This is a genomic window from Halobacillus sp. AWM4_238 (assembly GCF_056158265.1).
The window spans coordinates 258,748-282,613 of record NZ_JBSWSY010000002.1 but is presented as its reverse complement, the minus strand read 5'-3'; the positions used below and the strand labels follow the sequence as shown (position 1 = coordinate 282,613).

The following is a 23,866-nucleotide window of genomic DNA, read 5'->3' as shown; positions in this document are numbered from 1 at the left end:
TCGACGTTCATTGTACCATTATAAACGCCGGTGCTTCTTCAATGCCAATATGTTCAATGTAGTGAACAGTGCTGTGAACCCGAGTAAAATATAAACTTCCACTTGTATATCTGCTAAGGACGCATCACGCAGCATAATCCCTCTCATCGCTTCTGCTCCATAGGTTAAAGGCATGATGTCTCCTATGACCTGCACCCATGTTCCAAGCCCCTCTGTCGGAAATAAGCCGGAGAAAAACACCTGAGGAACAATGATCAAAGGGATGAATTGAATCATCTGAAATTCATTTTTCGCAAAGGCTGATACCAATGTACCGAGGCTTAAAGCCGTCAGAGCAAGAAGGATAGTGACGATCAATACATAAAAGAAATTTCCTTTCATGAACACATCCAAAATATTAATGGAAAAAGACGCAATGATGAGGGACTGAAGGATTGTAAACAAACCAAACCCCGCTAGATAGCCGAACACGATTTCAGATCGTCTGATTGGAGTAGCCAACAATCTCTCCAATGTTCCTTGCGTACGTTCTCTCAGAAATGAAACACCACCCACAATAAAGACGAAGAAAAAGACGAAAAAGCCGATGAGGACGGGTCCTACGTAGTCGAATAACCCAAGGTCCTCTGATCCATGGTGGTACTGAACGTCAATAGAATTTTGTTGATTTCCCTTCAACGATTGCAATTCTTTTTGAATGGCCCCAGCCGTGTTTGGATCACTCCCTTCAAGAAGCAGTGACAGTTCCTGATCTTCAAAGTATAAAACAGCATCCAGTATTCCCTCTTCGATCTGTTCTTCTGCTTTTGAAGGAGAGAGTGTTTCAATAGCAAGCGTCTCAGAAGACAATTTCTCAAGCACCGATGATGGAACGTTGACGGCGCCCAGTTCCAAGTTACTTTCATCATGATCCAGCACCATCCACATAAGGGATAATACAAGGAGAGGTGCCACCACCATAAGAGCTACGCTTCTTTTATCCCGCCTGAATTGACGAAGGATTCTTTTCATAACATGGAAGGTATTCATGCTGTTCCACCTCCGTAGTGTAAAAATACTTCTTCAATAGACGTAACATTCACCTTTTCTTTCAACCCTTCCGGTGTATCCATGGCAATCATTTTCCCTTCTCTGAGCAGAGCCAGACGATCGCATTTTTCTGCCTCGTCCATGACATGGGTCGTAACGATAATGGTAACACCCTTCTTCTTTAAATGATTTAATTCATCCCATATGGACTGACGCAGAACAGGATCAATGCCAACAGTAGGTTCATCAAGAATGATAAGGCTTGGTTGATGAATGAGAGCTGCCGCTAACGATAACCGCCTTTTCATCCCTCCAGAAAATGTTTCGACAGTCTGATTTTCTGAAGAGGACAAATCCACCATTTCGAGAACTTCTCTGATTCTTTCCCTTCTCTTTTTCCTTGGCAATTTGTAAATGGAGGCAAAAAAATCAAGGTTCTCCCATGCTGTCAACTCTTGATACAAAGCATCCGATTGTGCCATGAAACCAAAACTTTTCATCTGCTTGAGATGACTTAAAGCTGAACCATCAAGTGAAATGCTACCTTCTGTAGGCTGTAGGATTCCTGCCATTAATTTCACCAGTGTGGTCTTCCCTGCTCCAGAAGGTCCTAGCAAGCCAAAAATTTCACCTTTCTGTATGGCAAGGTCCACACGGTCAATGATGGTAGCCTTACCGTATCGGTGTATCACGTTCTTCAATTCAACGATTGCATTCAACTTAACCCCTCCAATGTGAGTGATTACTCACTTTTATTATACATGGGTTGATGAACATGTAAATAGAGATATCACAATTTCCCCAACTATAGAAACCGTTTATTCTGTTCAATCATTATTTATGATTAGATATCCATCCTGCTATTCAACTGCTATAATATTCTCAATCTGCAAAGGGAATGTCTGTTCGATAGGTGAAAGGAGTAAAAAGATGAAAAGCTATGATGATCACCCATACCTCTGTTTCTTCATTTCAGGTATAACGTTCCTTTCTTTTTTGGAGGCATTTTTTTAGCCGGTTGGTTAACAGGTACGGACTGGAGTTCCTATGCCATTAAATTCAGTTGGAGCATGTTGAATACCGAAACGCTGAAAGATATTTTCACAAACTGATTTCAGGTTCTAATATGGGTGCTTGTACGATACAATACATCGATCATCTTTTGGAGGAGAAGTTCATGGAAGAATGGATCATTTGGATGATGGAACAGTTTGGGTATCTTGGCATCTATACATTGATGACGATTGAAAACCTCTTCCCTCCTATTCCCTCAGAAGTTATATTGCCACTCAGTGGGTTTATGACTGGAAGGACGGACATCACAATAATGGGGGTTATCTTTTATGCGACATTCGGTTCTTTGACCGGTTCCCTTCTGTTGTATGGAATAGGAATGGTCATCAGCAGAGACAAACTCGAGGAGTGGGTGGATCGTCATGGAAAATACTTGCGCCTCACGAAGTCGGATGTAGACAAAGCGTTTCACTGGTTTGAATCTTATGGATCTTGGACCATTTTTTTTTGCCGCATGCTTCCGCTCGTCAGAAGTTTCATTTCCCTGCCTGCAGGGATGGCACGGTTCCCCATTGTCCCTTTTCTAATGCTTACCGTTATGGGAAGCTTCATTTGGAATACAGCTTTGATTTATACAGGGGCCATCCTAGGCGACTCCTGGCGCGAAATCGTGCACCATATGAAGGTGTACTCTACTTGGACATATGCCATCATCATCGCTGTCGCTTTTCTTACACTATTGTGGATCCATAAAGGAAAAGGTGCACGCTTATGGCGATGATGGAGTTCATCAAAGTTGTCATCCTTGGAATGTTTGAAGGTTTGACAGAGTTCGCTCCTGTCTCATCTACTGGTCATATGATTCTCGTTGATGAGATGTGGCTAAAGACGGACAGGTTTCTAGGGGACTATGTAGCGAATACGTTTAAAGTGTTTATTCAGCTGGGATCTATTCTTGCAGTGGTTGTCATCTTCCGCGATCGCTTCAGGGAACTATTACACTCATCTGGAAAACGCAAAGGTGTCCGTTTAAAATGGTCACATATCATCATAGGTCTCCTTCCCGGCGCTCTTTCAGGTTTCCTCTTCGAAGATCTCATTGATGAGCATTTATTTACTCTCGAAACCGTTTTGGTTGGATTAGGAGCAGGATCTGTATTTATGATTGCAGCTGATTTGCATCAACCAAAAGACTGGAAGGAAACTGTTGATCAAATCAATCATACCCAGGCTTTTACGATTGGGATTTTTCAATGTTTATCCCTTTGGCCTGGTTTTTCCCGGTCTGGTGCTACGATATCAGCAGGGGTTTTACTGGGATTGAGTCACAGAGCTGCCGCAGATTTCACATTCATCATGGCTGTCCCGATTATGCTGGGAGCCAGTGTCCTGTCCATTATAAATAACCTGGCCTATTTCCAATGGACGGCTGTTCCTTATTTTGCCGTCGGTTTCCTAAGTGCTTTTCTTTTCGCTCTCCTGTCCATCCGTTTCTTTCTGAAGCTGATCAATCATGTAAAATTAATTCCATTCGCAATTTACCGTTTCATCTTAATTGTGGTTATCTGTTTCTTATATTTTTAATGCGAAAAAGGACTAAGCTGTGAGAGCTCAGTCCTTTTCTCCCTCTTCTTTTTTCTCTAAAAAATACTTAACCCCTGCAACTGTACCAATACCAAGCAAAGCATACTTCAACCCTTCCACCGTTGCTGAAGGTGAGATCCCTTGCTGCCAATAGGAAAAGGCGACTCCTAGAACGACAGCGATGATCGGGATGTATCTGTTTGGGACACGCTTTGTCCGCCTCATGGCATACAACAATACGGCGAGTCCAGCATAGGGGGTGAAATCTGCCATGACCGTCATGAAATCCATAGGTCGATCTCCTTTATAATGAATTAAGACCTTATACCATAGTATTCATAACGCCAGAGATGAAGTACTTTCAAAAAAAATAGCGCCTCGCCCTTCCAGGGGACGAGACGCTCTATTCTAATTTATGAAACATAGGACTTCGGCCCGAGAGCTTTCTCCACTTCCAAATAATTTAGTCCATGAGCTTCTGCGACCTCACGGTAAGTCACACTGCCATTTACTACGTTTACCCCTTTTAACAAGGCGCTATTTTCCATACATGCTTTCTGAATACCTTTGTTTGCAATTTGAATAGCATAAGGAACTGTAACATTCGTCAGTGCAAGTGTGGACGTTTGCGGGACAGCTCCTGGCATATTGCCGACCGCATAATGAACCACTTCGTGTTTTACATAAGTGGGATCATCATGTGTTGTAACATGGTCTACCGTTTCGACAATGCCCCCTTGATCAACAGCAACATCAACAATTACACTTCCTCGACTCATCGACTCTACCATTTTTTCTGTTACGAGTTTAGGTGCTTTGGCTCCTGGAATTAAAACCGCTCCGATAACCAAATCGGATTCCTTCACAGCTTCGCTTAAATTCAACGGATTTGACATGAGTGTGTTGATGGAAGAGCCGAATATATCATCAAGCTGCCTGAGCCGGTCCGGATTCAGGTCGATCATCGTCACGTCCGCGCCCAGACCAATAGCAATTTTCGCAGCGTTCGTGCCTACGACACCGCCACCAATGATTGTAACCTTCCCGCGTTTCACACCAGGCACACCTCCAAGGAGAATGCCTTTGCCACCATGGGTACGCTCTAAATATTGCGCCCCTTTTTGTGTGGCCATTCTCCCAGCCACTTCACTCATCGGTGTTAGCAGAGGCAGAGACCCATTCTCAGCCTGGACCGTTTCATAAGCAATGGCGGCCACTTTTTTCTTTGCCAATGCTTTTGTCAATTCTTCATCTGCAGCAAGATGCAAATACGTAAATAAAATCAATCCTTCATAAAAGTAACCGTACTCCTCAGCAAGCGGTTCTTTCACTTTCAAAACCATCTGTTGAGCCCAAGCCTCCGAAGGTGTAGATACAATCTTCACTCCCACCTCTTCGTATTGTTCATCTGAAAAACCAGATCGATCCCCAGCTTTTGACTCGATCACGACTTCGTGTCCTTCATTGATTAGATTAACCGCGCCAGCTGGAGTGATGGCCACGCGGTTTTCATTATTTTTGATTTCTTTTGGTATCCCGATCCGCATTCTAGGAACCTCCCATTAAGGTCATATCGACTGAATCGCTTCTACAACAGTATCTAGTAAGAAAGATAAATCTTCTTCTTCAATAGATAATGGGGGAGATAGTGTAATGACATTGTTGAACCCTGCCACTGTCATTCCATTTTTCCCAATGAGTACTCCTTTGTTTTTGCAATAGGCAATGATTTGGTTGACTTTCTCCACAGCCAGTGGTTCCTTCGTTTCTTTGCTTTCAACCATTTCAATACCGATAAGCAAGCCCTTCCCTCTCACGTTGCCCACATGGGAATGGTTTTGAAGACGAGTGTTCAAATCATTCTTCACTGTTTCTCCCAGTTCATGTGAACGCTCAAATAAATTCTCTCTTTCCATAATTTCAATATTCTTGAGCGCTACGGCACAAGCAGCCGGATGTCCCCCGAATGTATTAATATGACGGAAAAAGTCGTACGTGTCGTCTCCGCAAAACGCTTCATACACTTCCCGTTTAACAGCCGTTGCCGAAAGAGGAAGATACGCACTTGTTATCCCTTTCGCCATAGTAATGATATCCGGCTTCACCCCATAATTCATAAAACCGAATGGCTTACCAGTGCGTCCGAACCCACAAATCACTTCATCTACAATCATGAGGGCCCCGTGTTTTTCACAAATGGCTTGAACCTCTTTCATATATTCTTCCGGCGGGACAATCACACCACCACCTGTAATGATCGGCTCCATGATTACGCCGGCAATAGATTCACTATATTCCCACGTCATCACATCATCGATTTCCTTTGCTCCCCACCGGTCTTTTTCACTGTGCTCATTTCGATAGTCATCAGGCGGTGCCACATGCAAAAATCCGGGGCCGAGAGGTTCATATTTGTATTTCCGCTGCGCCTGACCCGTCGCCGCTAACGCACTCGTGGAATTTCCATGATAAGCTCTATACCTTGATATAAATTTTGTTCGGTAGTGATCCCCTTTTTGCTGATGATATTGACCGACCATCTTAAATGCTGCTTCATTTGCTTCCGATCCACTGTTTGAGAAAAAAACGACATAATCATCGCCCAGCAGCTGATTAATTTTTTCTCCTAATTGAATGGCTGCTTCATGACTTTGTGTAAGCGGCATATAAGAAAGATTCTTGATCTGTTCATAAGCGGCTTCCGCAAGTTCTTCCCGTCCATAACCAATGTTCACACACCATAAACCAGACATCGCGTCCAAGAAACGGTTTCCGTCAATATCAGTGATCCAGGATCCTTTCGCACTTTTTGCCACCATGGTCGCATCAGGGTTATAAGGTTTCATCGAGTGCCAAACATACTTCTCGTCTTTTGAAAGCATTTCGCTTTTTACATCAGCTTTAGTCAACGGAGATTCCTCCTCATTGATTATTAGTTAGAATTATCTTAATTATCTAACATTTTAGACGCCCTTTCATTAGACATTGTGTCAAACAGTCACCTTTCCACTTTCACATAATGACAAGACACCCTCTTCAACAATCTGGCAGGATTGTGTAAGACTTGATTTCGAGACTTTTGTGAGTGTGGATCGGGGCTGCGGGGAATGACTCGCTTTCCGCGGGAGCGCGGTGAGCCTCCTCGGAGCCTGTGGGGTCTCACCCTGCACTTTTTTCCCGCAGGAGTCTCGCCATTCCCCTCCGCCCCTTTACCATCGGAGACTCTCGAAATCACTTCTGGAAGAATCAGCTTGTATGATTGAATAAAGAGGAGAATATTAACCTCTCCGCGCCGGGTATTCAGGACCTAAAAGCTCGATACATAGCGCGTCATGCCTGCGTAGGAGGGAAGAGTGTCCTCTACTACATTGGTGTTAGGAATAATGATTAACACCCTCCTCTCCATGTAGGTAAAGCAGCTTATCTTGGCAGTAGTTTCGAGATCCTCTTATGGTCAAGGGGCGGAGGGAAACGGTGAGACTCCTATGGGACGTGTGGGACAGGTGAGACCCCGGAAGGCGTAGCCTGAGGAGGCTCACCGCCCGCCCCATGGAAAGCGAACGGTTTCCCGGAGCCCCTAAACTCACCCAAACATCTCGAAACTGAGTCTTCCACAATCGGGAGCTATAGTGGGAGAAGGGTAGAAAAAAACACTTATTCGGTAAAAGAATAAGTGTTAAAATGACGATTAAGTAACAGCTCTTTGATATTCGTATGCGAGAAGTGCAAACTCGATGACCTGCCTTTTTTCACATTCCATAAAATCAGGTCCCAACAGTTTTTCTAACTTCTCTAAGCGATGATATAACGTCTGTCGGACAACAAATACTTTGGAAGCGGTTTCTTTCTTAGATCCATTGCATGCCAAATAGACCCTTAGCGTCTCAAGGAGGTTGGTGTTATTCTTTTCATCATACTTGATTATCGGCTCTAAGTATTCTTCCACTAACCCATCAAGGTTGCTATGCTGATGGACGAGTGAGATCAATCGATACATGTGAAGGTCATCGTAAAAAAATTTCGACTGATTATCAGGAAGTTTTTCTTGTAATGTTAAGGTCTCCTGTGCCGTTTGAAAACTTTCATGCAATTTGAAGAGGTCTCTCACGTATTTACCAACCGCGATTTGAAACGATGATATACATGAATCATTCAAGAGACTGATTTTCTGCAAACGCTCGACTCCTCGTTTCACCCGCTTCTTCCAATCTTCTGTTCCTTTTCTGTTCAATAGAATGAAAGTCAGCTGATGCCGCTTCTCTACTGGAAAAACATAATAGCCATTCTGGTCAAAGATATTGTGGATCAGCATATTCATATACGTGACGTCAGGGTTTGATTTCTGTCTGTCTACCATATTCAGCTTAATGGTGAGAACAATCGCCCCTTCGACTGTTTTATCTAGTTTGTAAATGGCCAGCCGATCACGAATTTCCTCTTCTTCGTGCTCTCCCTGCAACCACTCTGTCAGCCACTCTGTTTCTTTTGCTTTCCTTTTTTCCTCAGTGTACAGTTCCCTTAATAAGTATTGCGCAAGGGCAGTCCCAGTTCTGTCCAACAATAAAGATTCAAATTCTCCGAACTCTCGTCGATTGGACAATAAGTAAATGTTCGCAAACTCTCTCTCAAATACTTGTACCGGTTGTTTTAATACCCTTCTTGATCCACCCTCAGGTTTGCTAAGTTCAATTAATACTTCTTCCCGTTCTTTCTCTCTCAATGCCGGGATCGTGACGACCGTATGATCCTTGGCAATATAAACGAGTTGGCAATTGACGTATTGTTGCAAGTTCTTTAAAATATCGAAGTAGTTGTCAATGGATAATAGCCGCTTATTCAACCTTTGAGAATAGTCTTCTAAATTTGTTATGAATTCATATTGCTGGTTAATGAGATCGGCATGAATATCTTGAGTGATTTCCACAAACGACACTTCTTTTTGGAATATTATGATCGGAAAGTTGTTTGTTTCTGCATAGTCGATCGCTTCCGGGCTTATGTAATCTACGAAACTTCCAATTTCTATGCAAATTCCAGCTACTTCTTTCTCAACCAATTGTTTTAATAGATGAAGAAAGAGTTCATCATCATCCTTCCAGCCAAATCCTGTTGAAAGGACAAGCTCTCCACCCTTCAAATTCTTTCTCACTTCGATCATTTCATAAACGTGAACCCATTTGACCAGCCGGTCGATCCCCTTATGACCAGCAATGACTTCTGCAGAAGCGAAATGGTCCCTTTTCAGGATGTTTTCAATCGACAAGTGTTCGTTCATTGAATGACCCCTCTTTTAAAGTACAACAATATTTCAGAAAAATCTAATAGATTGTGAGATTTTCTTACAAAAGAGTTTTATAGTCCTACTCATATCTAACAATTCCCCCAATCTTAACAAAAGAGCTTATTCGGAAGATGTAGATGAAATAAAAAAAAAGAGGATCGGCATGGCCCGCCCGATCCTCTTTCTTCTATTTAACACTCTGTTTTTTCTGTTGCTGAACGAGAATCGTAGAGAAATATTTTCTCGTATCCGGGTGGAGGATATGGAGACGTTCTTTACCATTTTTATCCGAATCATTCCCCTTGTATTCGAACTCCACGAAAGCCCCACTTAAATTTTCAGTGACTCCACTGATGACATACCCCTGCTCCAATAGAAAATCAATTTTTTCACGTTCTGCTTCAAACTCGCGATGGTCTGACATTTCGTTTCCTCCTTGTTACGCATCTATTTTCTGTGGTGACCCTTCTGTACCAGTTTTCTGTCCCAGCTTTTCTTCTACGTATTTCTCACCAATTACCCAATCACGGCCGACAGTGATGCCAAGGTATTCATCGTCACTTGGGTCATCGATTTCTGCTTGTGGATGCTTTTTAAAATACCAATGTTTGGCTAATAAGTAATAGCACAATGCACCTACTCCAAATCCGACAAAGAAAGAATAGGTTGAAAACGTGTAAGCGAAAGCACTTCCGATCACCCAGGAAATGATACCGGCCCAGTTGACACCTCCGTCATATCGGAATTGGCCTCCTTGTTTGTACAAATCGTAAACGTTCATTCTCCGCTTTCTTAATAAGTAATAGTCTGCGAAAATGATTCCGACGATGACAGAGAGAATGGCTGCAGCAATCAATAATACCGGAATCAATAAGTTAAAAATGTTCCATGGCTGGATGACTGTTCCTACGAGACCTGCAATGAAAACACCTGCCCAAAAAGGAAGTTTCGGCCCACCGACATTTGAAAAGATGGTGGCTGCAGGTACAATGTTCGCTGACACGTTGGTTGACCACTGGGCAAGAACGATCATCAGCAAAAGGATACCTAAGACAAGGCCGCTCGCCGACTCCTGCAATGCAACGACAGGGTCGAAGTTGGATACGGCAATATAAGAGACGGCACCGAGAACTACGATGAATGTCTGTGTTAAAGGCAGGGCCACAAGGCTTCCTACGAGAGCCCCTTTGTTCCTCTTCACCCAATTCCGTTCCAGCTTCGGCGCTTTTATAAAACGAGAGATGGAAGATATATCAGCTGCGAGTGTTGACCAATACCCCATGTTTCCAACTACGACGACAACGAATGCAGTAAAAGCTGCTCCACCTGTGACAGGACTTTCCACCCATGCCCAGATGTCTCTGCCCTGCTCCGTTGCTGTTCCAGCCAAAGTGAAATACATCCACACACCAATCAAAATAATGATCGGTGCAGCCAGGTCAGCGAACTTCTCCACCGCTTTGATCCCTAATGCCGTGTTGAATAATTGGAATAAAGCAAAAAGGATGTAACAAACAAACCAATTATCAAAACCAAATAAGATGTTTAGAATACCGTTGATTGCTGTCGATCCAAAAAACGTATTAATCCCGAACCACATCGATGCAGCGACACCACGGACAATCGATGGAAAATGGGTACCCACTGTACCAAAAGGGGCCCTCATATAGACCGGGAATGATATGCCATGTTCAATTCCAATATCCGCCGTGAGCGTAATCGCAAGACCGATTAGAATCGTTCCCAATAATGTTCCAAGTACAACCCAGATCAAAGAAATTTCCTGCACACCCGCTCCACCAATAGCGAAAGCGGCCAATACGACAGCCATTCCGACCCACATGAAGGAAAAACCGAGGGTACTGATTTTTTTCTCATTGTGGGGGATGGGCATTAAATCAGGGGACATTAAATGATTTGTCTTTTTGTCCATGTTTGGACTCCTCCTACCTATACCTGTTTTTTAAAAGGCTGCCTGGCTTTCAGCAAAGCGAGGCAGCCTACATTCCATGGCATACGAACAGGTTACTTTTGATAAAGTTCTTCTCTGGAGGATGTGAGTTCCCCGTAACGGGAGCGTTTCAAGTAGTTTCCTTTGCCAAGTATACCGACAAACTCTTTATTCTTAATGACAAAGTCACCACGGGATAAGACGCTGACTGGCTGTCCTGTCACCTTCATTCCTTCGAAAGGATTGTAGTCGGCAGCCATGTGACTCGTTTCAACGGAAATCGTACGTTCTACATTCGGGTCGAAGATGACGATATCCGCATCTGCGCCGACCGATATCGTTCCTTTTTGCGGGAACAAACCAAATGTCTTCGCGATTTTCGTTGATGTAATGTCTACGAACTCATTTAATGAAATTCTTCCTTTTTTCACGCCTTCAGAGAAGAGAATACTCACACGATCTTCGATGATCGGGCCGCCGTTCGGAATTTTTGTAAAGTCTCCTTTTCCTAAGTCTTTTTGCCCTTTGAAATCAAAGGAACATTGATCTGAACCAAGTGTTTGTAGATCCCCTGTCTTAAGTGCCTTCCACAGCACTTCCTGATGGTGCTTTTCTCGAAGTGGTGGAGACCACACATATTTCGCTCCTTCAAAATCCGGTTTTTCTAAGTAACTTTGATCGAGAACCAAATATTGCGGACATGTTTCTCCCGTGACGTTATAGCCTTTTTTACGTGCTTTCGCGATGGCTTCTACTGCTTCCTCACAAGTTACGTGAACCACATAAAGCTGGGAGTCCGCAAGCCCTGTTAATTCTGCTGCACGGCCTGTCGCTTCTCCTTCTACTTCAGGTGGACGTGTCAGCGCGTGATAAATTGGATCGGTTTGTCCAGCTTCCAAAGCTTTGTTGACTAAATGATCGATTACATCTCCGTTTTCTGCGTGTACCATGACCAAGGCACCAAGTTTTTTCGCTTGTTCTAATGTACGGAAAAGAGTGCCATCATCCGCTTGGAAGACATTTTTATAGGCCATAAAAACTTTGAATGACGTAATGCCTTCGTCTTCGATAACACTTGGCAGCTGCTCAAGGACATCATCGTTCATTTCACCGATCATTAAATGGAAGCTGTAATCGATGACAGATTTGTCTTTTGATTTTGTGTGCCACTGATCAATAGAGTTCTGTAGTGGCTTACCTTTGTCTGTCAAACAGAAGTCGATGACTGTAGTCGTTCCCCCGTGAGCAGCTGCGATGGTACCTGTTTCAAAATCATCTTTACTGACCGTTCCTCCAAATGGCATTTCGAGGTGCGTATGCGGGTCAATCCCTCCAGGGAAAATGTAATGCCCTTCCGCATCCACAACTTCTGCTGCAGAATCGGTCAAATCTTGACCGATCAGAGCAATTTTTCCATTTTCGATAAGAATGTCTGCATTGTACGTATCAGCGGCCGTCACGATCGTTCCGTTTTTGATGATTTTCTTCATCTTATCCCTCCGTTACAATTATTTGATTAAATTGACATCACAAGAAGAAGCGGCACCAATCGCTGCTTGTCTTTCGTTCCATGTCATCGGTGGCTTGCCATTGGCATATTCGACCATGTCAATGGCACCATCTACCGGGCAGACGATGCTACAAAGGTTACACCCGACACAATCTTCTTCACGCACTTTTAAAATGTCGTTGCCATCAGCATCTTTCAACATATCAATACACTGGTGGGAGGTATCCTCACAGGCGATATGGCACTTATTACAATTGATACACACATCGTTATTGATTTGCGCAACGACCTGGTGATTGAGATCTAAATTGCCCCAGTCGCTGTACTTCTCTACAGACTTCCCAACAAGGTCCATCACAGAATCGATGCCTTTTTCATCGAGATAATTGTCAAGACCTTCGACCATATCTTCAATTATGCTGAATCCATGGTGCATCGCAGCTGTACAGACTTGAACCCCAGTTGCTCCCATGAGCATAAACTCGACAGCCTCTCTCCAGCTCGATACTCCCCCCATTCCAGAGATCGGAACATTGATTTTTGGATGACGCGCACATTCAGCCACCATGTTTAATGCAATGGGTTTAACGGCAGGCCCGCAATAACCACCGTGTGCACCTTTACCAGCAACGTTCGGAATCGTATCCCAAGAATCGATGTCAACACCAGCAAGACTGTTGATCGTGTTGATCATACTCACCGCATCCGCACCTCCATTAACGGCCGCTTCTGCTGTGAAAGTAATGTCGGTAATGTTCGGTGTCAGTTTTACGATGACAGGCGTTTGCGCGACTTCTTTCGCCCACGTCGTCTGCTTCTCAACAAGCTCTGGAACCTGCCCGGAGGCTGCACCCATGCCTCGTTCCGCCATTCCGTGCGGACAGCCGAAGTTCAATTCAAGTCCGTCCACCCCGACATCTTCGACACGTTTGACGATTTCATGCCATTTTTCCTGTGTCGGTTCAACCATCAATGAAGCAATGATGGCGTGATCCGGAAACCGTTTCTTCGTTTCATAAATTTCTCTTAAGTTCACTTCTAATGGCCGGTCTGTAATAAGCTCAATATTATTAAAGCCCGCCACTTGTTTTCCATTAAACCCTACAGCAGCAAAGCGTGAAGATACGTTCAAGATCGGTTCACCCAGTGTTTTCCAAACGGCTCCGCCCCATCCTGCTTCAAAGGCACGTTGGACCTGATAACCCGAGTTTGTCGGAGGTGCAGACGCGAGCCAGTATGGATTCGGCGATTTTATTCCTGCTAAATTCAAACTTAAGTCAGCCATGTATGTTCCTCCTTGTTGAAAGGTTTATAGGCATTCGTCGGTTCAGGTGCCAGTTGTTTATGGATCGCCATCGCTGCCTCTTTTCCTTGCTGAGCAGCTGTTACGACCATTGCTTCTCCCTGTCCTTTGGCAAAGATGACATCTCCTGCTGAAAAAACTTTCGGGTTCGATGTTTGCAAGGTTTCTGGATCGACGGTAACAACGCCACCCTCATGATCCAGTCCAAATCCTTCGATTAGATCCGTATAACGGCTCTGCCCGATGGCTTTAATGACAGCATCCACTTCCATGACGAATTCAGAGCTTTCTAAAGGGGAAGGTCGGCGGCGCCCGTCCGCATCAGGTTCACCTAGGGCCATCTTCACACATTTAAGGTGTGTGACCCTTCCGCTTTCGTCTCCAATAATTTCAATAGGCTGTGTGAGCCAGTTGAATTCGACATCATCCTGCTTGGCAAAGTCATATTCGAACTCATACGCCGTCATTTCATTTCTTGTTCTTCGATAGACGATTTTCACATCACCCGCGCCTTTTCTAGCAGCACAGGTAGCTGCATCAATGGCTGTGTTTCCGGCTCCGACAACGACGACATTCTTTCCAAGGAGTTCATCAGTAATCGGTCCAGACTTCGTGCTTTTTACAAACTCAATCGCGTCATGCACACCTACCAGATCTTCACCATCAATGCCAAGCATAGGAACATTTCCCATTCCGATCGTCAACACAATCGAATCATAATTGCTTGTCAACTCCTCAAAAGATACGTCTGTGCCTACGCGTGTGTTGGTCCGAATTTCAACATCCAACTTCTCGACTTGATCGACTTCCCAGCGCGATATATCCTGCGGAAGACGGAAGGAGACAATTCCATAAGTATCAAGGCCGCCTGCTTCTGCCTCTGCCTCAAAGATCGTCACGTCATACCCGAACCTTGCCAGTTCTCTGGCTGCGGACAACCCTGCAGGTCCTCCACCAACAACCGCAACTTTTTTCCCGTTCTTCTTACCAGGTTTGAACAAAAGCTGTTCATTTTTTATTGCCCAGTCTGTAGCGAAACGCTGCAAATCACCGATTAGAATAGGATCTGTCGAATGATTCAAAACACAAGCGCCTTCACACAACTCTTCGGTTGGACAGACCCTGGCGCAAGTCGCACCAACAGGATTGGACGACATGATCGTTGTCGCCGAACCTTTCAGATTACCTGAAGCGATCTTCTTAATAAATTTCGGAATATCGATGCCTGTCGGACAAGCCTGAATACACGGGGCATCGTAACAATACAAACAGCGGTTCGACTCTTCCATCGCTTCCTGAGCATTCAGCCCATCATGGACTTCGTCGAAGTTCACCTTCAAATTTTCCAATGAGATCCCTTTGCTCTTTAACTGGGTCAAGGTGTTTCCCTCCTTTAATTAAAGAGAGGCTGCATCATTAGCCTCCTAATAAAAAAGTTCCACATAGAGAAAATGGTTCATTTTCTTTTGCTCTATGCAGAACTTCTAGTTTGTGTCTGATTGTTCATGTTTAAGGGAGAAGCTCAACCATGTTTTCGTAAGTTTCAGGACGGCGGTCACGGTAGAACTGCCACGTATCACGTACTTCTCGGATAAACTTCTTGTCCATCTCTGCAATAACAACTTCGTCTTGATCACGGCTGGCGGTTTTTACGAAATTGCCGCGTGGATCAACAAGATAGGATTGTCCATAAAACTCACCCATGTTCCACGGTCCTTCATATCCTACACGGTTGATGGCACCAAGATAATACCCATTTGCTACCGCATGAGCGGGCTGCTCGAGTTTCCATAGATATTCCGAAAGTCCAGCTACAGTTGCTGATGGGTTGAAGACCACTTCCGCCCCATTCAAACCGAGTAATCGAGCACCTTCAGGGAAATGGCGGTCATAGCAGATATAAACGCCCACTTTAGCAAAGGCTGTATCAAATACAGGATAGCCTAGGTTTCCCGGCTTAAAATAATACTTCTCCCAGAAACCATGGCCCTTATCCCCTACTGCGACTTGAGGGATGTGATGTTTGCGGTATTTACCTAAGTAAGAACCATCCGCATCTATGACGGCTGCTGTGTTATAGTAAGTCGATATGCCTTCTCTTTCATAGATAGGTAGGACGATAACGACACCCAGTTCTTTAGCCAGTTCCTGGAAACGTTTCGTTGTAGGACCATTTGGAATTTCTTCCGCTGAGTCGTACCATTTTGGATTTTGTTCTGAACAAAAGTATGGGCCATAGAAAATTTCCTGAAGACAGATGATCTGCGCCCCTTTTTCCGCTGCTTCTTTCACTAGTTTGATATGTTTTTCAATGGAGTGTTGTTTATGAACCTCAACAGGTTCACTCCCATCCACATCATGAGAAGCTTGGATCAAACCGATTTGGACTTTATCAGACACTCAAATTCCTCCTTATGTAATGCTTTTTTGGTTGTAAATCCCCTCTGAAATCAAATCCCCCAAGAATTATGATTTCTTGAATCCGCCCCCTTTGATTGAATTTTCTTTATTTACTGAATTTTTAAATAACTACCTATACTTTACATCATAAATTGAAAAATTCCATTATACATAATGTTAAATGTTGCACTTCTCTTTTAGATTTTTTGTAAGATTGGCAGGGAATTTGTGGGATTTATAGTGGGAGGTGCACGAAACATCTAGGATTCCGCGCACCTGTAAAAATCAGTACCAGCGTTGTGTAAGCATTTTGCGCTTCGTATAAAAGTTGAGTCCATCTTTGCCGTTGGCGTGGAGATCGCCATAGAAAGACTTCTTATTTCCAGAGAACGGGAAGAATGCCATCGGGGCGGGAACGTTGACGTTGACACCAAGCATCCCGGCATCCATCTCTTCTCTGAACTGTTGAACCGCTTTTCCACTTGATGTATACAGGACAGCACCATTAGCGAATTCAGATTTGTTAGCCGTTTCAATAGCTTCATCAAGTGTATCTGCACGAACAATACTAAGTACGGGAGCAAAAATCTCATCTTTCCAAATCTTCATTTCGTCAGTAACATAATCGAAAATCGTCGCACCAAGGAAATAACCGGACTCGTTCTCACGGAGCTCCACTCGCCCATCACGGACAAGTTTCGCATTATCCTGCTCCCCTGCTTCGATATAACCGAGAACACGCTCCCGGTGAGAGTCACGGATCAGTGGTCCAAGATTCGTTTCCGCATCTAAACCATTTCCTACATTTAATTGGTCAGCCGCTTCTTTTAATTTGGCAACGAGATCATCCGCCACATCTCCGACAGCTACAACAACAGAACAGGCCATACAGCGCTCACCCGCACTTCCGAAAGCAGCGTTGATGATTCCTTCCACTGATTTGTCTAAGTTACAGTCCGGGAGCACGATGGAGTGGTTCTTCGCTCCTGCTAACGCCTGGACACGCTTGCCGTGGTTGGCCGCAGTTTTGTACACGTATTCCGCAACGGGTTGAGAACCGACAAATGAAATGGCGTCAACGTCGTCATGCTCGAGCAATCCGTTTACGACGTCATGGGCACCATTGACAACATTGAGCACACCTTCTGGTAGCCCCGCTTCATGAATGAGCTCAACTAACATCTTCGCAAGAATCGGTGTGCGTTCAGAAGGTTTCAATACAAATGTATTTCCACACACGATCGCAAGTGGGAACATCCATAATGGGACCATCATCGGGAAGTTGAATGGGGTGATTCCTCCAACGACACCAACGGGATAACGGTACATGCCAGAATCGATTCCTTCAGCAATATCCGGAAGAACGTCGCCCATCATAAGGCTTGGTGCACCTGCTGCGAATTCCACGCACTCTATGCCTCGCTGCACTTCACCGGTTGCATCTTTCATTGTCTTTCCGTTTTCCTGTGTGAGTGCCTTTGCCAACTCCTCCCGATTTTCTACGAGCAGCTGATGATACTTGAACATCACTCTTGCCCGTTTCGGTACCGGGACCTTTTTCCACGTTTTGAAAGCTTCTCTAGCAGATTGGACTGCTTTATCTACATCCTCTTTCGATGAAATGGGAACTTGTGCAATGATCTCTCCTGTCGCAGGATTAGGTACATCCTCCACTTGCCCGCTTACCGACGATACCCATTCGCCTCCAATGAAGTTCTGAATGGTTACCTGATTCTTCTTTGAGAAAGTTGTCTCCATTTTTTCACCTCTACTCGTAGATTCTGTTCCTTTACACCCTTCAAATATAGTATAAATTCAGAAAATTCCTACATCAATGGACGAAGTGTCAAATCAACGCCCTGCGTTTTTGACAAAATGACCTTATGTTGTTGAGGAATATTCTTTTTGGATATTACTGGATGACCTGGACATCCTAAAGTTGGATGACCAGGTCATCCAGTATTTTACATATAGGAGGGTTCAGATGAGCGGTCAGAAGAAGGAAATTCAACCGAAGCAGCACCAGGAACGACAGCCGGGATTTGAATATGAGATGAAACCACTGCCAGAATACGTGGATCCGAACTATAAAGGGAGCGATAAATTAAAAGGAAAAGTGGCCGTAATTACAGGGGGAGACAGCGGGATAGGACGTGCAGTCAGCCTCTATTTCGCCAAGGAAGGTGCGGACATTGCTGTTTTATACTTAAACGAACAGGAAGATGCGGAGAAGACAAAGCAGTTAATCGAAACAGAAGGTCGCACGTGCCATCTTTATAATGGCGATATCGGTAGTGCAGAATTTTGTGTAGGAACCGTAGAGCGAATCAAGAAAGACTTCGGAAAGATTGATATACTCGTAAACAATGCAGCGGTGCAGTTTCCACAGAAAGACCTTCTCGACATTACGAATCAGCAGTTAGAAAAGACGTTTCGCGTGAATTTCTTCTCCTATGTATATATGGCGAAGGCCGTCCTCCCTCACTTACAAAAAGGAAGCACAATCATCAACACCTCATCTGTCACCGCATATGAGGGAAATGAACAATTGATTGACTACTCATCAACCAAAGGGGCCATCACAACATTCACCCGTTCTTTGGCAAAGTCTTTGGTGAAAAAAGGCATACGCGTCAACGGCGTGGCACCTGGACCGATTTGGACACCTTTGATCCCTGCGAGCTTTGATAAACAAAAAGTGGCGGAGTTCGGATCGACAAATCCGATGGCACGTCCAGGCCAACCGTATGAACTCGCCCCTGCATATGTTTACCTTGCTAGCCATGACTCCACTTATGTGACCGGTCAGATGATTCATGTCAATGGTGGTGTCCCTGTGAACGGATAGAGAGAAGCGGCTTTAGGAGCCCTTCTCTTTTTACAAGATGAGCTACCCCAAACCATGATATAATGAGCCAACACTAGAAGAAAAAGGTTGGTGTCATCATGGTCAAAAGTTTTTGTCACTGCTTCAGCAATCAAGAAGAAATCATGGCGGGAATTACCTCAGAAAAATCGTACCACGCTTTCTGTATTGTCTCCGGAGATCAAGGAGCAGTAGAATTCAGTTTTAGGACAGGCTATATCGATCACGAATCAGACGCTCCTTTTGCTACATTCTACAACGTCAAACAAGAATGCGAAGAAGATAACCAAACCTCAAAAAAAATAAGGATTCACAGTAAAGAACCGCTCGCTCCTAACAGTGAAGCCCCTGCAGAAAAACCTTTCTTGAGGAGTCCAGAACGTTTCTACTCCTACAAAATTGCGCTTCACCTACATAAGTTACGCTCTTTCAATGACAACCATGACGCATACTTAAGGACCATTCATTCCAAAGACCTTTACGAGGAAATGAAAGCTGTCTATGCCAACATTTTCAAAGAAGCCCCGAGAGCAACACAAGATAACCATTGGTTAGTCCTAGTAGATTGACTACTCCTTCGCTTTTTTTTAATGCTTGCAGAACCAACCTGAAAAAGGTGGAAGCTTTCACAGGCCAACCTGTGCTGACATAGGCTATTGAGGATATAAAGTAAAGACAGGGGGAAAATGAATGTACTCCAATATTAACCACGGGCCTTATGGTTATCCCTATCCATATGGGGCAAATTCCTACCAACCTTATTCTCGTTATGCCTACCCTCAAACCTATGGAACCCATGCAAACTACTATGGGTATAACCTGAGACAACCGGTGCGCGGCCAGGCCACATGGACAGAAGGTGGAGAAGTGACCAAGTGCGGGATTCCATGGTCGAACAACAGATATATGACGGCTGCTGTTGGTCAGAATTCACCTTACCAATGCGGGCAAACAATAAAAGTTAAGAACGTGTCCAATCAACGTGTCGTCTTAGTCACAGTCGTTGACCAAGTCCCTAATTTCCCGGAAAACAAAATCAATCTTCACCGAAACGCATTCGAAACGTTAGGAGCCAGTATGGATCTTGGTGTCATCAATGTAGAGATCACCCCAAACCCTCAATTAGAAGAAGAAAAATGGGGCAAATACCTCTTAGAGATCGCGCAATCAGCATACCCGAATTACAATGCTACCGATTATAGTAAAGTAAGCCAAACCCAGCAAAATGGGAACGTGAAGGAAGTTTACAAGTTTGTCATGGAATCTCCCCAGGAAAAGATCAGCATTGAAGGAGCGGTCATCTACAATCCTACGACAGACCGAATCATTTCCATCAACGTCAAAGAAGTATCCTAGCGCTTATTCTATTTTTTGAGACAGAACTTTTCTGTCTCTTTTCTTATGAGGGCAACTAGATCAGTTGTCCATTTTTCTGTAATCTCAAAAAAAAAAAAAGAAATGACGCAGCCTCTCCCTGGATGAGAAACTACGCCATTTCGGCACTTAGTATGGATGATTCCGATTGGGCTCGAACCAACGACCTCCACCCTGTCAAGGTGGCGCTCTCCCAGCTGAGCTACGGAATCATATGTAGAATTTTGTCGACTTTTTGCTGACAAATAATAATATACTACGGAACAAAAAAAGTGTCAATGAAATTTTAAGAGTTTTTTAAGTTCTTGTAAAAGCATCTTTTTATCCCTACTCATATCGGTCATACTAAGAATCATACCCCTTACAAGAAAGTAGGTATTTCAATGAACAAAGGAAAGATTTGGATCAACGTCAGGGACAGCTTTTGGTTTCTCCCTACGATATACAGTGTCCTATCAATTGTTGCTGTGGCAATAACCGCACTCATCGATTCATGGATCATATCAGAATATAAAAGCAACATCCCTGCGCTCTTTTTGACGAAGTCGTCTGTTGCTCAAACGCTATATGGTTCAATGGTGACATCCATTTTAACAATGACAACGATTAGCTTTTCAACCATCATGGTTGTCCTGACAACGTACACTACACAATTTTCACCACGCACCCTTCAGGATTTTATGAAGAGTCGTGTGACTCAACATGTCTTGGGCGTATTTTCCTTTGGCTTTATATTTTCTCTTATCAATCTATTCCTATTAGGAAAAGAGCCCGGTTTAGGACTAGTAAGCCCCCTCTTTACAGTCATTGTTTCTATTATTTGTTTAGCCTTTTTCATATTATTCATTCACCATTCATCGCGTTTCCTAAAAGTGAATAATCTAATTGGCGCCATTAGAAAAAGCACCTCAACGCTCATCGCAAAAACATTTAACGAAAAAGATTATCAAACGGCTACTGAATGGGACGACAATAAGCTAAAGAAATTAGACCAATCAACGGCTCACGTGATCCTTGCTGAGAAATCTGGTTATGTTCAAAATGTTCAGTACGGCTCTCTTATTAAGTGGGCAAAAAACCATACACTCGTTCTTGAAACCAGTTTCTTAATGGGAGACTACATTCAAAAAGGAATGCCTCTCTTTTATTATTGGAAAGATGCTGAAGGTGAACTTCAGAACCCAGAAGAATGCACCGCTTATGTTTTAATAGGAAATGAACGGATTGATACCCAGGATGTCGAATTCTCTATACAAAAGCTTGTAGAGATTGCCGTCAGAGCCATCTCACCAAGCCTGAACGATCCCCATACCGCAACGAATTGCATAAACCGGATTGGATCCCTGCTTATAGAACTGGCCTCTGTGTACGAGCCGATCCGGTATTACATTGATAAAGATGAAGAGCTTCGCTTGATTGCACAGCCAAAATCATTTGAAGAGTATCTGTATAAAAGCTTTTATCAAATAAAGATCTATGGGTATCATGACATCTCCGTCATGAATAGTGTGCTTGAATCCTTGTATAAAATCGCAGCAATAAATGACCAACCGGTTCAGGAGGATGTATGGACATTTGGTAAAACCATCATCAATGCAGTAAAAACGGATGATTTGGATGAACTCGATTTCAAAAGGTTCAATAATGAGGTTCGTAAATTAGCTAATGCATGTAACAAAGACTTCACCTTACAGAAGGAATAAAGCATGAGCGTACTGTGGGCACGAAAGGGATAAATACCTTTGTAGAGTGCCCTATGTTCAGAGTTCCTTTGGGGCAAGCACTTTGCTCCAAAGATCACTTGTCCTAAGATTACCCTTTGCCCATATCTAAGACCATAAAAAAAGTGAGCATTCATAATGAATGCTCACTTTTTTATTTAGTGATTCCGATTGGGCTCGAACCAACGACCTCCACCCTGTCAAGGTGGCGCTCTCCCAGCTGAGCTACGGAATCGTATGTAAGAATATTAACTTACTGACAAAGAATACTATACTACGAAATATATACAATGTCAACAAGTTTTCCCTAACTTATCTCCCTCCCCATTCACACTAAAGCTCCCGATTGTGGAAGACTCAGTTTCGAGATGTTCCCGGGTTTCGTTTGCCGTGGTGGGCGCCAGGGGTGGTTGGGAAGCAACTCGCTTTCCACGGGAGCGCGGGTAGCACACACCACGCATGCTTAAAGGCAGCCTTGTCTGGTTGAAATAAAGATTCACAATTCCTGGCCATGGATACGGGGTCAGGGAAACGACGATTTGCAGTGTTTTGGAACAGTCAGTAGAAAGACACACACGTTCGTGTCTCCATTCGGTTTTCATGCGGACGTTTCCCAGACCCTGTTTCCTCGCTCTTATTCGTGCAGAACTCTTGGTTTAAACAACTCTATAACGGCTTGGGTGAGCAGATCTTCATGACAGAACTCGTCAGGTTGCTGTAAAAGGGAATTTTCGAGAACATTATTATAGCAAAGGGGCGGAGGGAAACGGTGAGACTCCTGTGGGAAGTGCGTGGTAGATGAGACCCCGCAGAGCGTTAGCTCGAGGAGGCTCATCACTCGCCCACGGAAAGCGAACCTTTTCCCGGAGCCCCTAACTCCCTCGAAAATCTCGAAATCAAGTCTTATAGAAACCTGCCAGTTAGTGAAACATCCGTAAAAATAGCGTAGAACTTATTGCCTTAAAATCCCACCTATCATCTTTTCAACTTTTTCGACAATTATATGATAAAATATATAATGGAACGTTTACATGAAAAAATTAATGGGAAAGCCTAAATGAACTTTCCATGCTGTGAGGAGGTGGTCGGAAAATGGGTAGAGACGGATCCATGACAGAATATACGATAGATAGTCAATACTTACAGGAGACAATGACACTGAGGGTATACACCCCAAAGAACTTCTCTCCATTATACAAATACCATTTCTGTATCATGCAGGATGGAAACGATTATTACTCAATGGGGCGAGCGGCCACATTAAGTGATAAACTCCATAAAGAGGAAAAAATTGAGAACACGATTTTTATTGGCATTCACTACAACGACAAATATGATCGCCAGGACAAATATCATCCAGATGGCAAAAAACAAGGGGACTACGTCAATTTCCTCATTCGCGAAGTTGTACCTTTCCTGGACGAAGAGTTGCCTGGGTACTGCATGGGGCGCGGACGTACACTTGTCGGTGATTCTCTAGCGGGAACGCTTGCTCTAATGACAGCAGTGAAGTTTCCAAACATCTTCGGGAATGTCATCATGCAGAGTCCTTATGTAGATGAGCATGTCAAAGAGGTCGTGCAATCGACCAAAGACTTTTCTTCCTTGACCATTTATCATACTATTGGATTAGAAGAAACTGATGTTGAAACGACTGAAGGGGCTAGAAAGAATTTTCTTGAGCCTAACCGAGAGCTGCGTGACTTCTTGAATCGCCAACCTCTCGCGTACACGTACCATGAACTAGATGGTGATCATACATGGGGCACATGGCAGAAGGATTTTGAACATGCTTTATTGAAGATGTTTGATAAGGAATAGCGATATAGAAGG

The 23,866-nt window shown here is 43.9% G+C and carries 20 protein-coding genes and 2 tRNA genes; 7 read left to right on the top strand and 15 right to left on the bottom strand.

What is annotated here, in order from left to right:
- Positions 1 to 18 precede the first annotated feature (18 nt).
- Together ACXACN_RS01500 and ccmA are read right to left on the bottom strand one after the other, a co-directional pair.
- The gene (locus ACXACN_RS01500) at positions 19 to 1,029 is read right to left on the bottom strand and encodes an ABC transporter permease (RefSeq protein ID WP_474961746.1); all 1,011 of its coding nucleotides are present in this window, start codon (positions 1,027 to 1,029) and stop codon (positions 19 to 21) included.
- On the bottom strand, positions 1,026 to 1,748 hold the full coding sequence (gene ccmA / locus ACXACN_RS01495; RefSeq protein WP_474961744.1) for a heme ABC exporter ATP-binding protein CcmA: 723 nt from the start codon (positions 1,746 to 1,748) through the stop codon (positions 1,026 to 1,028). The genes ACXACN_RS01500 and ccmA overlap by 4 nt, the downstream gene beginning before the upstream one ends.
- Positions 1,749 to 2,206: 458 nt before the next feature.
- On the opposite strand from ccmA, the gene ACXACN_RS01490 reads away from it, so the two are divergent.
- Together ACXACN_RS01490 and ACXACN_RS01485 are read left to right on the top strand one after the other, a co-directional pair.
- Positions 2,207 to 2,824 carry a DedA family protein gene (locus tag ACXACN_RS01490; protein WP_474961742.1) on the top strand — a complete coding sequence of 206 codons (618 nt, stop codon included), beginning with the start codon at positions 2,207 to 2,209 and terminating at the stop codon, positions 2,822 to 2,824.
- On the top strand, positions 2,815 to 3,627 hold the full coding sequence (locus ACXACN_RS01485; protein WP_474961741.1) for an undecaprenyl-diphosphate phosphatase: 813 nt from the start codon (positions 2,815 to 2,817) through the stop codon (positions 3,625 to 3,627). The genes ACXACN_RS01490 and ACXACN_RS01485 overlap by 10 nt, the downstream gene beginning before the upstream one ends.
- 27 nt (positions 3,628 to 3,654) lie before the next feature.
- Here the strand turns inward: ACXACN_RS01485 and ACXACN_RS01480 are convergent, their stop codons facing one another.
- The 11 genes from ACXACN_RS01480 to ACXACN_RS01430 form a co-directional block, all read right to left on the bottom strand.
- Positions 3,655 to 3,918: a phage holin family protein gene (locus tag ACXACN_RS01480; RefSeq protein ID WP_474961739.1), complete on the bottom strand. Its 264-nt coding sequence runs from the start codon at positions 3,916 to 3,918 to the stop codon at positions 3,655 to 3,657.
- Between the two features lie 122 nt (positions 3,919 to 4,040).
- Positions 4,041 to 5,174: an alanine dehydrogenase gene (gene ald / locus ACXACN_RS01475; RefSeq protein WP_474961737.1), complete on the bottom strand. Its 1,134-nt coding sequence runs from the start codon at positions 5,172 to 5,174 to the stop codon at positions 4,041 to 4,043.
- A 21-nt stretch (positions 5,175 to 5,195) separates the two neighbouring features.
- Positions 5,196 to 6,536: an aminotransferase gene (locus tag ACXACN_RS01470; protein ID WP_474961735.1), complete on the bottom strand. Its 1,341-nt coding sequence runs from the start codon at positions 6,534 to 6,536 to the stop codon at positions 5,196 to 5,198.
- A gap of 779 nt (positions 6,537 to 7,315) precedes the next feature.
- The gene (locus tag ACXACN_RS01465) at positions 7,316 to 8,902 is read right to left on the bottom strand and encodes a PucR family transcriptional regulator (RefSeq protein ID WP_474961733.1); all 1,587 of its coding nucleotides are present in this window, start codon (positions 8,900 to 8,902) and stop codon (positions 7,316 to 7,318) included.
- A 193-nt stretch (positions 8,903 to 9,095) separates the two neighbouring features.
- A complete protein-coding gene (locus ACXACN_RS01460; RefSeq protein WP_474961731.1) occupies positions 9,096 to 9,332 on the bottom strand; it encodes a hypothetical protein in 237 nt (78 codons plus the stop codon).
- A gap of 15 nt (positions 9,333 to 9,347) precedes the next feature.
- Positions 9,348 to 10,841, bottom strand: a complete 1,494-nt coding sequence (locus ACXACN_RS01455) for an NCS1 family transporter (protein WP_474961729.1) — start codon at positions 10,839 to 10,841, stop codon at positions 9,348 to 9,350.
- Between the two features lie 92 nt (positions 10,842 to 10,933).
- Entirely contained in the window at positions 10,934 to 12,349 is a 1,416-nt protein-coding gene (hydA, locus tag ACXACN_RS01450) for a dihydropyrimidinase (protein WP_474961727.1), read from the bottom strand.
- Between the two features lie 18 nt (positions 12,350 to 12,367).
- Positions 12,368 to 13,654 (bottom strand): NAD-dependent dihydropyrimidine dehydrogenase subunit PreA, encoded by a 1,287-nt coding sequence (gene preA / locus ACXACN_RS01445; RefSeq protein WP_474961725.1) that lies wholly within the window; start codon positions 13,652 to 13,654, stop codon positions 12,368 to 12,370.
- Positions 13,642 to 15,051, bottom strand: a complete 1,410-nt coding sequence (locus ACXACN_RS01440) for an NAD(P)-dependent oxidoreductase (RefSeq protein ID WP_474961723.1) — start codon at positions 15,049 to 15,051, stop codon at positions 13,642 to 13,644. The genes preA and ACXACN_RS01440 overlap by 13 nt, the downstream gene beginning before the upstream one ends.
- A gap of 130 nt (positions 15,052 to 15,181) precedes the next feature.
- Positions 15,182 to 16,072, bottom strand: coding sequence for a nitrilase-related carbon-nitrogen hydrolase (locus ACXACN_RS01435; RefSeq protein WP_474961722.1), 891 nt, complete (start codon positions 16,070 to 16,072; stop codon positions 15,182 to 15,184).
- Between the two features lie 285 nt (positions 16,073 to 16,357).
- Complete coding sequence (locus tag ACXACN_RS01430; RefSeq protein WP_474961720.1) at positions 16,358 to 17,830, bottom strand: CoA-acylating methylmalonate-semialdehyde dehydrogenase; 1,473 nt, start codon at positions 17,828 to 17,830, stop codon at positions 16,358 to 16,360.
- Positions 17,831 to 18,056: 226 nt separating this feature from the next.
- Here ACXACN_RS01430 and ACXACN_RS01425 point away from each other — a divergent pair, with 226 nt between their 5' ends.
- From ACXACN_RS01425 to ACXACN_RS01415, 3 genes are all read left to right on the top strand, one after another.
- Positions 18,057 to 18,920: an SDR family oxidoreductase gene (locus tag ACXACN_RS01425; protein ID WP_474961718.1), complete on the top strand. Its 864-nt coding sequence runs from the start codon at positions 18,057 to 18,059 to the stop codon at positions 18,918 to 18,920.
- Positions 18,921 to 19,018: 98 nt separating this feature from the next.
- Positions 19,019 to 19,507, top strand: coding sequence for a hypothetical protein (locus tag ACXACN_RS01420; protein ID WP_474961716.1), 489 nt, complete (start codon positions 19,019 to 19,021; stop codon positions 19,505 to 19,507).
- Positions 19,508 to 19,628: 121 nt separating this feature from the next.
- Positions 19,629 to 20,294: a DUF3889 domain-containing protein gene (locus tag ACXACN_RS01415; RefSeq protein ID WP_474961715.1), complete on the top strand. Its 666-nt coding sequence runs from the start codon at positions 19,629 to 19,631 to the stop codon at positions 20,292 to 20,294.
- Positions 20,295 to 20,451: 157 nt separating this feature from the next.
- On the opposite strand, the gene ACXACN_RS01410 is transcribed toward ACXACN_RS01415, so the two are convergent.
- Positions 20,452 to 20,524: transfer RNA gene (locus ACXACN_RS01410), tRNA-Val, on the bottom strand.
- A gap of 171 nt (positions 20,525 to 20,695) precedes the next feature.
- On the opposite strand from ACXACN_RS01410, the gene ACXACN_RS01405 reads away from it, so the two are divergent.
- Positions 20,696 to 22,015, top strand: coding sequence for a DUF2254 domain-containing protein (locus ACXACN_RS01405; RefSeq protein WP_474961713.1), 1,320 nt, complete (start codon positions 20,696 to 20,698; stop codon positions 22,013 to 22,015).
- 180 nt (positions 22,016 to 22,195) lie between these two features.
- On the opposite strand, the gene ACXACN_RS01400 is transcribed toward ACXACN_RS01405, so the two are convergent.
- Positions 22,196 to 22,268, bottom strand: a tRNA-Val gene (locus tag ACXACN_RS01400).
- An 857-nt stretch (positions 22,269 to 23,125) separates the two neighbouring features.
- On the opposite strand from ACXACN_RS01400, the gene ACXACN_RS01395 reads away from it, so the two are divergent.
- A complete protein-coding gene (locus tag ACXACN_RS01395) occupies positions 23,126 to 23,854 on the top strand; it encodes an alpha/beta hydrolase (RefSeq protein WP_474961712.1) in 729 nt (242 codons plus the stop codon).
- Positions 23,855 to 23,866 lie beyond the last annotated feature (12 nt).